The organism is Bacillus cereus (assembly GCF_007678085.1).
Taxonomy (GTDB): domain Bacteria; phylum Bacillota; class Bacilli; order Bacillales; family Bacillaceae_G; genus Bacillus_A; species Bacillus_A cereus_BE.
Map to the genome: position 1 here is coordinate 207,509 of NZ_VEDW01000003.1, position 13,640 is coordinate 221,148.

Sequence of the window (13,640 nt, forward strand, 5' to 3'; positions counted from 1 at the left end):
ATGGCGGTGTATCGTACTGTGCAGGTGAATTTTTGGCAGGATGATTTTGTTTTGGATTTGACGCCGGAGGAGCGGTATTTTTATGTTTACTTGTTAACTTGTTCGAAGACGACGCAGTGTGGGATTTTTCCTTTTCCGAAGCGGTTAGCTGAGATGGAGACGGGTTATAATCGGGAGACTGTTGATAAGCTTGTGCAGCGCTTCATTGATTATGGGAAGATTCTTTATGATGCGGATACACGAGAGTTATTCGTTTTGAATTGGCTTCGTTATAATCCGGTGACGAATACGAATGTGGAGAAGTGCGTGCTTCGTGAGCTGAAGGGTGTGAAGAATAAGGAGTTTGTACATATGTTTCTTCAGAAGTGCGTAGAGGAGGAGCTGAATGTTCCGATGCTTTTAGCGCATTTCGGTATGCCGAGTGATTTGGCTGTGGATGATGTTGAGCTAGTTAGCGAGGAGACAGAGGAAGAAGAGGTTATAGAGGAAGAAACGGGAAGTCGCGTGTTTACTTTTTATGAGCAGCATTTTGGTAGTTTGTCCCCTCATACTGTGGAGGAACTGAGTGCGTGGATGGAAGATTTGTCAGAGGAGCTTGTGCTGAAGGCTCTTCAAATTGCGTTTGAGAATAATAAGCGGACGGTTGCTTATGTGAAGGGGATTTTGAGAGGGTGGCACGGGAAAGGGTTTACGAAAGTATGTGAGGTTGAGGCGGATACGGCGAGCTTTAGGAAGAAGGATTCGTCTGTTAGTACGGGGGAGACGGAGGAGTTTTTGGCGAGGTGTGAGGAGTGGGAGAAGAATGCGCCGTCTGAGGAAGAGTTGCAGCGCTTTTTAGCGGAGCGCGGGTGGCGTCCATGAGTATTCAAAATGTGGAGGCGGAAAAGACGGTATTAGGTTCTCTATTACTTGATGGAGAGCTTATTAAGGAGTGCCGTTTGACGGAGCAGTATTTTTCGCTGTCAGTGCACAAGTCTATATTTCAGTTAATGCGAAAAATGGAAGAAGAGGGGCAACCAATTGATCTTGTGACGTTCATTTCTAGGGTAGATCCGAAGTTTTTAGAGGGGATCGGGGGAATGGAGTATTTTATAGGGTTAATGGATGGTGTGCCTACAACTGCCAACTTCTCTTATTATGAGGGGCTTGTTCGAGGTGCCTGGAAAATGTATCAGGCGGGTGTTCTCGGGCACAAGATGGGAGAGCGTCTTATTGCGGAGAAGAATGAGAAAATTATTGGCGAGACGATTACGGCCCTTTGTGAGTTAGAGGAAAAGGACTGTGTATGTGAGTTTGATTTGAAGGATGCGCTAGTTGATTTATATGAAGAGCTCCATCAAGATGCGAAAGAGATTACTGGTATTGAGACGGGGTATACATCGCTAAATAAAATGACGTGCGGATTGCAGGAAGGTGACTTTGTCGTTCTTGGTGCGCGTCCTTCTATGGGGAAGACTGCGTTTGCGCTAAATGTTGGACTGCATGCGGCGAAGTCTGGAGCGGCCGTTGGACTATTTTCATTAGAGATGAGTAGTAAGCAATTGTTAAAAAGGATGGCGTCTTGCGTAGGTGAAGTGTCAGGAGGTAGGCTGAAAAATCCGAAGCATCGTTTCGCGATAGAGGACTGGGAAAAGGTGAGTAAGGCGTTTGCGGAAATCGGGGAATTACCGCTTGAAATTTATGATAACGTAGGCATTTCGGTGCAAGATATTTGGATGCAAACTCGTAAGTTAAAGAGGAAGAACGGTGATAAGAAGGTTTTAGTCATTGTAGATTACTTGCAGCTTATTACGGGTGATCCGAAGCATAGGGGCAATCGATTTCAAGAGATTAGTGAAATTTCGCGTAAGCTTAAGGTATTGGCTCGCGAATTAAATGTTTGTGTAGTCGCGTTGTCGCAATTATCTCGTTCGGTAGAAGCACGTCAAGATAAGCGACCTCTTTTATCTGATTTAAGAGAGACAGGACAAATTGAGCAAGATGCGGATGTCATTATGCTTATGTATCGTGAGGATTATTATGATAAGGAAACGGTGCAGAAAGAGATGACGGAGATTCATGTGGCGAAGCACCGGAATGGGCCTGTTGGGGGTTTTAAATTGAGATTTTTGAAGGAGTTTGGGCGGTTTGTGGAGGGGGAATAGTTGAAAGGCTTGAGTATGACTTTGAAAATAAAGCATAAGTTTTTCATTTCATTAACTTATGCTTTATTCTTTGATTCTTTTAATATACTTCTTATTTCCCCATAAAAAAGGATTTTCTCTCTGCAGTAATCCATTGCTGCAAATCATCTTGGCTACGTCGGACAAGTCGATTCACTAAAACATCGTGCCATACATAATCCTCAAGTAAGTATATATGAACGGGGTCATCTGTATAAAAAGCAATATTACGCTCTTCAATTGATGGTCCATAAATCATCTCTTTAGAATCTATCGATAAAATAAACCAATGTTCTGTAGACAGAGTTTCTGTATAAGGTGTGATACGATGAGCTTCTAGATTTTTAATTGGATTTTCAACATGTAAGGTAATACCTTGTACTGAAACTTTATCAGCTACCTCAGATAGTTCCTCTTTTAACGCTTCATACATCTCATCCCACATTGAAATGACAATACGGTGTTCTGCTTTTTTTATTAATGCCTGACAATAGCTAATGATTGTTTTGTTGTCTTTTAAAGTAATCACTCGATTATCCGTTTTTTCCTCGGAAGTTTCTAGTTTTTTTAATGAGTCACTGATTCCTTCATAAGTAGACTGCCATTCTGATTGAGCCTTTTGTAAAAAGATTTCAACAGGTAGAGGTGAATAGCGAGTGGTGTCATTTATTTCTTCCTTCATGACAATTCCTTTTTCTACAAGGTTACCTAAAATCTCATAAATTCGCGCTCTTGGGACACCTGAATCCTTACTCACTTGATAGGCTGTGACAGGCCCTTGTTTAACAAGAGATACATAAGATTTAGCTTCATATTCATTAAAACCAATTTTTTTAAGCTGTTGTACTATGTAGTCCACTTTTTCGTCCTCCGATGTTTGCTTTTATCCCGCTTTAACGGGCAGTAAGACCCCCACCTCAAAATTCAGCGGAAGCAAAGAAGTTAGGTGGGGATCAACTGCCCGTAAAAGCCCGATTGGTTCAACTAATAATCAGTGGGGGATGAACACAACCCCCCACTGATTAAAGTTTCACTTTATATTTCAACGTTACAATAACTCTTTACATTTAGCAAATTGATAGTTACTATTACAATAGTGACTAAAGGGGAGGCTACTAGTATGGATTTGTATTTAGACCCATCTATATTAATTATTTTGATTGTTTTTGGGTTTGTGGCTGCATTTATTGATTCAGTTGTAGGCGGCGGTGGACTCATTGCCTTACCAGCTTTATTATTTACAGGGCTGAATCCAGCAAGTGCAGTAGCCACGAATAAATTAGCATCGACAATGGGAAGTGCAACTAGTAATATTGTGTTTTATCGCTCTGGTAATCTTGATTTGAAATCGGCTTTGAAATTATTTCCAATCACTTTCATAGGCTCTATAGTAGGTGCATGGACTGTTCATTTAATGAACCCAGAAGTACTGAAGCCATTGATGCTGGTGATGCTTGGTGCAGTCGCTATTTATACGATATTTAAAAAGGATTGGGGTAGTATTTCTACTCATAAGAAATTATCTAGTCGACACGTCATTATTTTTACCTTTTTTATTTTTGCTATTGGTTTTTATGATGGATTTTTAGGGCCAGGCACAGGTTCGTTTTTAATGTTTGCTCTTTTATTTATTGGGTATGATTTTTTAAAAGCAGCAGGTAATGCGAAGTTTCTTAATTTAGGAAGTAATGTTGGTGCATTGTTGATATTTATGTATGTGGGGCAAGTAAACTATGCGTATGGTTTTATAATGGGGATTGCTCAAATTGCTGGAGGGATTGTTGGCTCCAAATTTGCTATAAAAAAAGGAAGCGGGTATGTTCGCGCCCTCTTCATTACAGTAACTTGTTTATTGTTAGCGAAAAATCTGTATGACTATGTGCAGTAAGTAATGTAGAAAAGGTTAACTATGCAGGCTACATAAAGTATAAGAAGATACCAGGGGGAATTTCTTTAAAAAAGTCTCATTTAAAAGAAAATCTAAGTGAAGAGAATGAAAATAATATAAACTCATATTTTTCTGGGGTATGTTTATCTATCTTAGTGAAATACCTATTCCACATTCTTTTTATAAACAACCCGCAACAATATAAGCGTCGCCCCTAAGTATCCTTTTCCTGTGAGCAAAAGCAAAACCCGCGGAAAATACAGGTTCTGATGAAACGATAAGGCCTGTATGTGTGCGAGTTGAAAGAGATGGATATTCTCATTCCATTATAGAAAATTCGGATTTGAAGAGGATCGATAAGTAATAGTATGTAAAAAACGCCTATTTCATATAGGAGTTTTTTTGATGGAGAGGTTATTCCTCCCCAAACTGAAAAATATCCCGGTTAATAAGTTGATGGAGATACCTATCCATTTCAGCAGCGGAAACTTTTCTTTCATTTTTAAACCACCATGCGCTTAATGAGTTGATTGCCCCGGAATAAAATTCAATGATTAAATCATTTGGCATCGTATGGTTTTTGCAAAGTTGATGTAACGCTTCTATTTCTTGTTTTCTCGTTTCGTGACTTAAATACTGTGTCCGGTTAATAAATTGTTCATCAGACATTTGCGTCTCTAATATTTTACCGATTTCTTCATGGTGTAGAAATTGTTCCATTACTTGAAATGGTTTACTTAATCGATCTGAAACCGGTATTTCGCCAATCATCTTGCTGTATCGTTTAAATCCAAATGCTAATAAAGCATCTTTATCTTCAAAGTGTTTATAAAAGGTTGTTCGGTGTACCATCGCACGATCACAAATTTGGTTAATCGTGATGGTACTATATTTCTGTTTTGATTGCGTCATTAATTCAAATAAGGAATCCCACAATAATTTATGTGTACGTCTAATACGTAAATCAAGTTGTTTTTCACTATCGTTCATCTACAATTCTCCTTTTTTGTAGATTAAATATACAGTGGCTGAAAATTGATTCTCCCTTTTTAATCTACATATGTATATTATATTACATGTGTTCGGGTTTATTTAAAGTTTTTTTAGTAAGAAACAGGAGGAGAATCTGCAAATGAATATGACAACTAAGAGCCCTGCAAGTGGCAAAGTTGATACTTCTAATATGAAACATACCCCGATTTTAATCGCATTACTTCTAGGGGCAATGGTTGCATTATTAAACGAAACGTTACTTGGTAATGCGTTAACAGTATTAATGAAAGAATTTGGCGTAACAGCTTCAACGATTCAATGGCTTTCTACAGCTTACATGTTAGTAGTTGGTGTTTTAGTCCCAATTACAGCGTTACTTCAGCAATGGCTCACAACGAGACAAATGTTTTTGATCGCTATGGTAACGTTTTTAGTCGGTACATTAATTGCGGGATTTGCACCGACATTTTCTGTTTTATTAGTCGGCCGTATCGTCCAAGCTGTAGCGACGGGATTAATTACACCGTTATTAATGAATACGATTTTAATCATTTGTCCGCCTGAAAAACGGGGTGCGACAATGGGATTAATAGCACTTGTGATGATGGCAGCTCCGGCAATTGGACCTACATTATCTGGAGTAATTGTGGATTCATTAAATTGGCGCTGGTTATTCTATATTGTTATTCCAATCGTGATCATTTCCATTATGATTGGGATGAAGTACATTCAAAATGTTTCAGAGTTAACAAGACCAAAAGTAGATTATCCATCTATCCTTTTATCGACATTAGGATTTGGTGGACTTGTGTATAGCTTTAGTGCATCGGGTGATTTAGGATGGTCTGATGCGAAAGTGTATGGCACTTTACTTGTTGGGCTTATCTCATTATGTATTTTTGTTGTTCGACAATTGAAAATTGAAAATCCAATTTTAGAATTACGCGCATTTAAAGTTCCGATGTTTACATTATCAGTTGGATTAATCGTCATTGTGATGATGTCATTATTTTCAACGATGACTTTATTACCGATGTTCCTGCAAACAGTGTTACTCGTTACAGCTTTTAAATCAGGAATCATCATGCTTCCGGGAAGTGTTATTAGCGCCATCATGGGACCAATCGCGGGTAAACTATTTGATAAATTTAGTCCGAAAGTTATTATCGTTCCTGGTATTGTGTTAGTGGGGATTGCAATGTTCTTATTTAAAGGCATTACTCCTGATACATCAATGGTACAAATTATTGTCATGCATAGCGTATTAATGGTTGGACTCATGTTTGTCATGACAGCACAAACATACGGTTTAAATCAATTAACGCCAGATTTATATCCGCACGGAACAGCACTGTTTAGTACGTTGCAACAAGTAGCTGGCGCAATTGGAACAGCTATCTTTATTTCGAAAATGTCTTCAGGAACAGCTAGCTATATGGAAAGCTCCGCAAATCCAATGGATCCAGTAGAGAAGTTAAACGGTTTAACATCTGGATTCCAAGGTGCATTTACACTAGGGTTAGTCTTTATCATCGTTGCATTTATCGTATCGTTGTTTTTAAAAGAAGAGAAACAGGGAGTAACGGCAGCGAAGGTTTTACAGAACGAGAATTAAGCTTCAAATAAAAAAGACATCTTTTCTAGGAAAGGTGTCTTTTTATATTTCTTTCGTAATAATAGTTCAAACAGCTGAGGAAAATGTGGTGTATGTATTGTCTGTTTTTTAGTATGAAGAACTATTGAGAATAACGATGTAAAGCTTTACTAATAACTAAAAGTCCAATAATGAGGGAAAGTGTTCTTATAATCAGCTCTGCAACTAATAAGTCACCCATCGTTTTAGTGACATCATACATAGTCCCTGTAATGAGAATAGGTGCGATTATAATGATAATTCCAATTATTATTTGAAGAAGTAAATTCACGTTTTTACTCAAGATAATCACCTCCAAAAAATATTAAAAAGTAAATACATGGAATTTTATGTATTATAGAGTTAGTATAATGTATCGAATTAAGGTTGTGGTAATGTTTCTAAAATAAAAAGGAGTTGTCACATAGTCAAAAGATGACTCGTAGGACAGCTCCTTTTAAGTAGTAGTAATTAAAGATGCTTCAATAATGTATCGATCTGGGGCGTCACCAATGTAGTTAAAAGGGTAACAGGTTGTTAATGTTAATGTTGGTTCATCTTTTTCTACAATAACAGTTCGATCTTCTGCGTTTGTTATCCAATGTTTGTTAATGTTATATGTGTAGGTCTTATTTTCGTATTCTACAATAAGTTGGTCATTTTCCTTTAATTGACCTAAACCAGTAAATACAGTATCTCGGTGTCCACTTAAAACTGTATGACCATTTCCAGATGGTGTAGTTGTTAATTCGCTAACAAACATGCCAACGCCCTTTTTTAGTACCTTATCATCAGCTCCCCAATATATGGAGTATTTCTTTTGTATTTTAGGAATGATTAAGTAGGCTACTTTTTTTCCTACTTGATAATTTACTTCTGAAGATGGAATTCGTATAATTTCTTCATTGTTTTGAGGAGTTTCTATTTTATTGTCATTGTCTTCAGGTGGTGCTGTGATTGGTATTTGTGTTTCGTATTTCTTTATTTCGCTCGTAGCTAAAGATTCTGCGGAGCTTCTAGCGCTATACCATTCTATAAAACAATAAGAAAAGATCGAAATTCCAACGATAAATAAACATAAGCCTATCCATTGGTTTATTTTCATTTATATCACTCCATTTTAAAAGGACAGGGGAAGCCTGTCCTTTAAAGGAATTATGTTATGCGTTTGTTTTTTTACGACGGAACATTAATACAGATCCAACTGCAGCTAAACCTAAGCTTGCTAACATCATTGTAACACCGTTTGATGCTGTATTTGGCAATTTTTCGCCTTGTTTTTTATCATCTTTTTTCACAGCTGTATTTGTGTCTTTCTTTGTTTCTTTTACAGTTGTTTGAGGTTTAGTTTGTTCTTGCTTTTTGTTTTCCTGCTTAGTATCCTCTTGTTTAGCAGGTTCTTGCTTAGTTTGTTCTTGTGGTTTGTTTTCATCTTTTTTAGTAGTTTGTTTACTAGCTATAAATTGGTCATAATCCCCTTTTTTAACTTCACAAGGCAAACCATCGTTGTCACGGTCTAGATCGTGAGGATCGTTAGTTGCGCTATATCCATTGCTGTGCCAGAACTCCATAACTTCTTGCTTGTTTTTGAAGTGGCCACAGTTTTTGTCGTTTGAATTTTTTGCTGCAAATGCAGAAGAACTGTACCCCACAGTTAAAAGTGTGAACGCTGTTGCTGAAACTAATAGTTTTTTCATGATTTTCTCCCTTTTCCCAATATTATGTATTACATTGAAATATTTTACATTCAAATATTCGAAAATACAATACAATAATTTAAAAAAATGTAAGATTTTCGAAAAACCTTACATTTCCTCCGTAACATCATACCTTAGCAACTCTCCCTGATCATAAAACCTCTCAAAAATAAGCCCCATTACATAAAAGAATACTAAGCCAAAACAAATATGAATGAGTGTAAAAGTAGCTCCAAATGAAGAGAATTCATACACGAGAATTGGCAATTTCGCAGTTGTCCAAACGCCTAAGAAAAATACGATGTACCGAATGCTTGCGCCTTTCTTTAGGAGTAGTGCTGCAATTGGGAAGGCAACGTAGAGAGGGCCAGCTGCAATGCCGCCTAATAATAAAGAGAATAAGATTCCGTATACACCGGAATTTTCGCCCATATATTTTATGAGCGTTTCTTTCTTCACCCATTGATCAAGTAATCCTACAAATAGCAGGACAGGTGGGAGTAGAAACAGCATATCTAAAATGCTATTGCCTGTTAGTTGTAATGCGCTCCATCCTAAAGATTGATTTATAAAAGTTAATACAAAGAGTCCCAGTAATAAAATGAAAAAGAAGCGATATCTTTTTAGTTCCTTCATACCATCACCACCCAAATGATATAGGAGAATAGGAGGGACATGAGCAATGCAGATGCATTACGTGCGTAAGCAAAGCTTCGCCCGAATATCTTTTGTTCCATCGGTAAGGTTGTAAGTCCTACTGACATGAGTGTAGACATAAGTGCCGCAACTTGAGGAAGGCCTGCGCCGTGTTGGACTAATGTATTGCCAAGTGGAAATACGACGAAGCTTGGAATAAGTGCAACGGAGCCGAGTATTGCTGAATAAATAATGCCGATGAATCCAGATTGCTCCCCAATAATAGAAGAGATGAAAGACGACGTTAATATAGAAAGCGATAAGCCAACGAAAAGCATAATGGAGAGCATCGCAGGTAGAAGATTTCGGAACATTTTCCACGATTTCATTAGAGCTTCTTTCGTTTTATTGCGGTCTTTCATAAAAGAAATCCCCGTAAGAATAATGGCTAAAGTGTAAAGGATCACGCCATTAATCATGGTCGGAATCCTTTAAGTCCTTATATTTGTCTATGAAAAAGGATAAGTTCTTCATTTTTTCTTCAATATCCATTTGGAAATGTGCCAATTGTTCCTTTCCAGCAGGCGTAATTTTGTACATCTTTCTCGGTTTGTCTTGATGATCTGTACTTACGTAAGATTCGATTGCACCTTCGCTTTCTAACTTTTTTAGCGTGCGATATAAAATGGCACTATCGATTGGATTAACTGGAAGTTCTTCTTCGCACTTTTGTAGTAATTGCCCGCCATAGTTATCACCTTCTGCTAAAAATAACAAAAGAAATGCACCTGTATGTCTTCCTGTATGTTTCATGGATATACCTCCTAGAATGAATTAGGATTTATACTGTTAATGACAGTATACTGTTGTTAACAGTATATGGTGCATGAAGTGTTATGTCAATTTTAAAATGTGCGAATTTCGAGGGGAATTACAAGGATACTATTTCTTTATGACAGTGACTTTCGCATTGATACATTACCAGTGCGAAGGGGCTGTACATCTATAAAAATAAAAAAAAGACACTCTCAAGAGTGCCTCTTATTAGCAGCCGAATCCGCCGCCCCAACAACTAGCTCCTACGATGATTAATAAGATAAAGAGTACAACAAGTAAAGCGAATCCGCCGCCGAAACCACAGCCTCCACCACAAGTACCGCCATAGCCCATATTAACTCCTCCTTCCCTAAAGACCATTAATTAATGGATTTAATTCACTTTATGTTTTTACGGATAGACTTGAGCAGGTCCTTTTGAAAAATAAAAAGAGCTTAGATTTTAAAAGAGTTGACGACCTTATTTTTGTCACGGGTATTATGCTGATGACATATTGTATTTTATTCTGTGTATTGGGGGAAGGAGGATCTTTATGGCCAATTCTGAAATGATTTTACGATTACTTACGGATTTAAAAATTGAGCAGCAAGCTTTAAAAGAGCAGTTGGAAAAAATACAAACAGCTGTGACTACTCTTGAAGAAAAATCAGCGATTGTGGAAGAGAAACCAACGACTATTGAAGAAAAACCAGCTGTTGCTGCTGCAAAGCAAAGAGCTCATTCTGGACACCCAACATCTTTTCGTGCTTGGAGAGCATCTACTCAAAGGAATTCATAAAAATATAAGAAAAGAAGACATCAATTAAGATGTCTTCTTTTGCTTGTACAATCCAAATACGATAAGAAGGTATATATCCATATTGCTTAAAAACTAAGAAGAAAATAACGATTGTCGACTCCTTTTTTAGTATAGCATGTAATAGTAAATATTTTTATGTAATGTTGCATATATATAGATTATATGATGTTTATTGTATATATTTTAGTTGTCTGTTATTTGTTTTAATTCATTTACTTATATTATTTTTTGAGTGCCCCAGTGATGGGGCCTTTTTTTATAATTGTGTTAAAGCAGAAACCCCTTAAGCATAAGGAGAGGTTTCATGAATAGGCAAATGATTGTTGGTGCTTAATGAGATAAAAACCTGGATATTGCATCTGAATTTCTTCTAAATAAATTACTATTTATTTTTAAACCGTGCCCCATAAATGATAAACCATACCGAAAACAAAAAATGCTAGTCCTACAAACAAAACAATTAAAGCAAGCATTCCGTTTTTATTATGTTCCATACAGTCAGCTCCTTTTTAGTTATATACAAAAAGCCTTTAGTTGTAATTATGGCTAAAGAATCAGATTCTCATACTTTTTAGTTTATAAAGAAAAGACACCCATATAAGAGTGTCTTTTCCAATAGTTTTTTAGCAGAAGCAAGAAGCTCCAACGATGATTAATAAAATAAACAATACAACTAATAGTGCAAATCCTCCAGCAAAACCGCAGCCTCCGCCGCAACTACCACCAAATCCCATAATAGTTCCTCCTTTAATAAGAGGGGAAAACAAAGGGTCACTCGTGTTTTTTTAACGGATTCCATTTATTTTATGTTTTAACGTATAAACGTGAGCAGGTCCTTTTGAAAATAAAAAAGACACCTTAAGGTACCTTTATGTAATTAATATTCGCTAGCGTAAAATTCTTTTATTAGTTTTCTTTCATTTGTATCTGGGTCAAACTTAAATATTCTAATTTGATTTGATTCGTATTTATAGGCGAATGTATTATCGCCAACTTGGGTCATATTGCTAGTGTTTGGGATAGGATCACTACCACGATCAGTGATTTCCACAGTTTTCTCACAATCCCAAAATGCAATGGAAATTTCACCTGAAAGGGGACATTTTTAAAGTATTTTGTTATGGGTTCGTATTAACAGTATTGCTTTTCAGCACTCTAACATAAAAAACACTCCTTAAGAGTGTCTTTTATGCTAGAGTATAAACTAAATTTCTGGTTATTGTGTTTTTTTATAGTAATAGTAGTTAACCAAGAGCAGGACAAGACCTATCAAAAATCCATAAAGTATACTCATAAAGCATATTAGGATTCCAAGAATAATAGGGAATAAAAATACGGATATTTTTCTATATTTAAAATAAATGTAAAAGAGAATGGCACTACTCGTCCAAAATATCCAGCTATATTTTATCTCTTTAAAAATTATATATTCTAAAAAAGCGCCAAGAATTATTAATGGAATCAATTGTAGCGCTCTTCCTACTAAAGATACCCCGGCAGATACTAAATCGAATATAAAATCGAAATCACTATGAGGTCTTGTTGATCCACAGTGTACACAAATCTCAGCGTTTACTGATATGGGTTTTCCACAGTCAATACATTCTTGCATTATTAAATCATCCTATCCTTATATTAAAATACAACTTATTATAAACCACCACAGCAGAAAAATGAACGAAAAATTTTTCCTTTTCACAATCATTCATAAGATCAGCTCATTTCCTTCGTTTTGGGGAACAATCAATTTTTTAAGTTGATAGTAATGTGACGCTACCCCTAACTGCTAAGTAATTTCTAATAAATTATATTAAAAAAGTTTTTTGGTTCATTTTTCCACTATAGTGGTTTATAATGAATTGTACTATTAATATATTATATATATTAATAAAAGAAATTGAAAAAGGGGAGTTACAAACGTATGAAAAAAGCTTTATGGGTCCCATTATTGGTCATCTTAGTTCTAGCACTAGGATTCGGAGCTAATTACTTCTTAGGAAGTGGGAAAGTGAATAATATTATTGAGAGAGCAGATTTCTTAATGGAAAAACAAGATTACAAGAAGGCTAGTGATTTATATGCAGAAGCTAGTGAGTTAAAACAAGATAAGAAAACAGATGATTTAAAAACTCTGTCTAAAGAGATGGATCGTTTAAATGATATGAAAAAAACAGAAACACCGAAGATTACACTAGAGCAAGTTAATAAAATAAAAGAGTTACCTAAACATCAATTTGAAAAACAAATTACAAAATCTCTATTAAGTGTTGAAAAAGAGACAGAAGAACTCCAATCTCAATTGCAAGAAAACGAAAAGAATATGAAGTTGGTTGAAGAAGTTCTTAAAAATAAAGAATTGAGTAATGTTGATGAAGTAACGAAAGATGGTCTTATGAAGTTCACTATTGATCATCCATTAATTAAAGAGCAAGAAAAGAATTGGTCAGAATTCGTTACAAAGGCTAAAGAAGAAGCAAAATCTTTTGCAAAAGAACAAGAAGAGAAAAAGAAGTTAGCTGAACAGAAAAAACGAGAAGAACAAAAGAAAAGAGAAGAGCAGCAGAAGCAACTTGCTGAAAAACAAAAGCAAGAAGAGAAACAAAAACAAGAGCAAGTGAAAACAGAAGCTTCTAATGTAGAAGAGAAAAAGAATAATGAAAATGTGAATAATGAAGCTACTACTCTAAAGGTACCTAATTTCCAAGCTGGATTGTCTATTGTAAATTCATTCTTAAAAGCTCAAGGCCATCCAGGGACTGCGGTATATGTAGAAGAATTTGAAACTGAAGATCAATACGGATATAAAGTAACAGATTGGTCTAAGAATGAAACAGTTTTCTATGGAGTAAATAAGAAAACAGGTGCTGTACAAAAAATAGATATGTAGATTTTTTAAAAAAAGAAAGTGTTTTTTTCACTTTCTTTTTTTATGTGTATAATCTTTAAAATATATTATATAGATATAAAAGAGGGATTGAAAAGCTCAGGAAAGAGA

At 36.0% G+C, this 13,640-nt stretch carries 18 protein-coding genes and 1 pseudogene; 6 read left to right on the top strand and 13 right to left on the bottom strand.

Translation table 11 applies throughout. The features are described from left to right. Entirely contained in the window at positions 1-861 is an 861-nt protein-coding gene (locus FS742_RS14620) for a DnaD domain-containing protein (RefSeq protein WP_144613209.1), read from the top strand. After that, positions 858-2,144, top strand: a complete 1,287-nt coding sequence (gene dnaB, locus FS742_RS14625; RefSeq protein ID WP_144613210.1) for a replicative DNA helicase — start codon at positions 858-860, stop codon at positions 2,142-2,144. Before FS742_RS14620 ends, dnaB begins: the two co-directional genes overlap by 4 nt. Positions 2,145-2,235: 91 nt before the next feature. On the opposite strand, the gene FS742_RS14630 is transcribed toward dnaB, so the two are convergent. Further along, on the bottom strand, positions 2,236-3,021 hold the full coding sequence (locus FS742_RS14630; RefSeq protein WP_087957553.1) for a TrmB family transcriptional regulator: 786 nt from the start codon (positions 3,019-3,021) through the stop codon (positions 2,236-2,238). A gap of 261 nt (positions 3,022-3,282) precedes the next feature. Between FS742_RS14630 and FS742_RS14635 the strand changes: the two genes are divergently transcribed. Next, positions 3,283-4,050, top strand: a complete 768-nt coding sequence (locus tag FS742_RS14635; RefSeq protein WP_144613212.1) for a TSUP family transporter — start codon at positions 3,283-3,285, stop codon at positions 4,048-4,050. Between the two features lie 164 nt (positions 4,051-4,214). Here the strand turns inward: FS742_RS14635 and FS742_RS14640 are convergent. Both FS742_RS14640 and FS742_RS14645 read right to left on the bottom strand, forming a co-directional pair. After that, a pseudogene (locus FS742_RS14640) lies at positions 4,215-4,353 on the bottom strand (EamA/RhaT family transporter); the annotation flags it as partial. A gap of 111 nt (positions 4,354-4,464) precedes the next feature. Then, positions 4,465-5,040, bottom strand: coding sequence for a TetR/AcrR family transcriptional regulator (locus tag FS742_RS14645; RefSeq protein ID WP_144613214.1), 576 nt, complete (start codon positions 5,038-5,040; stop codon positions 4,465-4,467). 142 nt (positions 5,041-5,182) lie between these two features. Here FS742_RS14645 and FS742_RS14650 point away from each other — a divergent pair, with 142 nt between their 5' ends. Further along, the gene (locus tag FS742_RS14650; RefSeq protein WP_144613216.1) at positions 5,183-6,658 is read left to right on the top strand and encodes an MDR family MFS transporter; all 1,476 of its coding nucleotides are present in this window, start codon (positions 5,183-5,185) and stop codon (positions 6,656-6,658) included. A gap of 121 nt (positions 6,659-6,779) precedes the next feature. Here the strand turns inward: FS742_RS14650 and FS742_RS14655 are convergent, their stop codons facing one another. The 7 genes from FS742_RS14655 to FS742_RS14685 form a co-directional block, all read right to left on the bottom strand. After that, positions 6,780-6,980: a hypothetical protein gene (locus FS742_RS14655; protein ID WP_087957557.1), complete on the bottom strand. Its 201-nt coding sequence runs from the start codon at positions 6,978-6,980 to the stop codon at positions 6,780-6,782. Between the two features lie 153 nt (positions 6,981-7,133). Beyond that, the gene (locus tag FS742_RS14660; protein ID WP_144613218.1) at positions 7,134-7,781 is read right to left on the bottom strand and encodes a class D sortase; all 648 of its coding nucleotides are present in this window, start codon (positions 7,779-7,781) and stop codon (positions 7,134-7,136) included. A gap of 55 nt (positions 7,782-7,836) precedes the next feature. After that, positions 7,837-8,373: an excalibur calcium-binding domain-containing protein gene (locus FS742_RS14665; protein ID WP_144613219.1), complete on the bottom strand. Its 537-nt coding sequence runs from the start codon at positions 8,371-8,373 to the stop codon at positions 7,837-7,839. Positions 8,374-8,481: 108 nt separating this feature from the next. Then, on the bottom strand, positions 8,482-9,009 hold the full coding sequence (locus FS742_RS14670) for a permease (RefSeq protein ID WP_144613221.1): 528 nt from the start codon (positions 9,007-9,009) through the stop codon (positions 8,482-8,484). Next, entirely contained in the window at positions 9,006-9,488 is a 483-nt protein-coding gene (locus FS742_RS14675) for a hypothetical protein (protein WP_144613223.1), read from the bottom strand. The genes FS742_RS14670 and FS742_RS14675 overlap by 4 nt, the downstream gene beginning before the upstream one ends. Then, a complete protein-coding gene (locus FS742_RS14680) occupies positions 9,481-9,822 on the bottom strand; it encodes a PadR family transcriptional regulator (protein WP_144613224.1) in 342 nt (113 codons plus the stop codon). Before FS742_RS14680 ends, FS742_RS14675 begins: the two co-directional genes overlap by 8 nt. A 231-nt stretch (positions 9,823-10,053) precedes the next feature. Then, the gene (locus FS742_RS14685; protein ID WP_000540385.1) at positions 10,054-10,179 is read right to left on the bottom strand and encodes a YjcZ family sporulation protein; all 126 of its coding nucleotides are present in this window, start codon (positions 10,177-10,179) and stop codon (positions 10,054-10,056) included. A gap of 199 nt (positions 10,180-10,378) precedes the next feature. On the opposite strand from FS742_RS14685, the gene FS742_RS14690 reads away from it, so the two are divergent. Beyond that, positions 10,379-10,624 (top strand): hypothetical protein, encoded by a 246-nt coding sequence (locus FS742_RS14690; protein ID WP_144613226.1) that lies wholly within the window; start codon positions 10,379-10,381, stop codon positions 10,622-10,624. A 644-nt stretch (positions 10,625-11,268) separates the two neighbouring features. Here the strand turns inward: FS742_RS14690 and FS742_RS14695 are convergent. From FS742_RS14695 to FS742_RS14705, 3 genes are all read right to left on the bottom strand, one after another. Next, positions 11,269-11,379 (bottom strand): YjcZ family sporulation protein, encoded by a 111-nt coding sequence (locus FS742_RS14695; protein WP_000505681.1) that lies wholly within the window; start codon positions 11,377-11,379, stop codon positions 11,269-11,271. A gap of 143 nt (positions 11,380-11,522) precedes the next feature. Then, positions 11,523-11,729, bottom strand: a complete 207-nt coding sequence (locus tag FS742_RS14700; protein WP_144613887.1) for a YmzC family protein — start codon at positions 11,727-11,729, stop codon at positions 11,523-11,525. 132 nt (positions 11,730-11,861) lie between these two features. Continuing rightward, positions 11,862-12,257 carry a hypothetical protein gene (locus FS742_RS14705; RefSeq protein ID WP_144613228.1) on the bottom strand — a complete coding sequence of 132 codons (396 nt, stop codon included), beginning with the start codon at positions 12,255-12,257 and terminating at the stop codon, positions 11,862-11,864. A 309-nt stretch (positions 12,258-12,566) separates the two neighbouring features. On the opposite strand from FS742_RS14705, the gene FS742_RS14710 reads away from it, so the two are divergent. Then, positions 12,567-13,532: a hypothetical protein gene (locus FS742_RS14710; RefSeq protein WP_144613230.1), complete on the top strand. Its 966-nt coding sequence runs from the start codon at positions 12,567-12,569 to the stop codon at positions 13,530-13,532. Positions 13,533-13,640 lie beyond the last annotated feature (108 nt).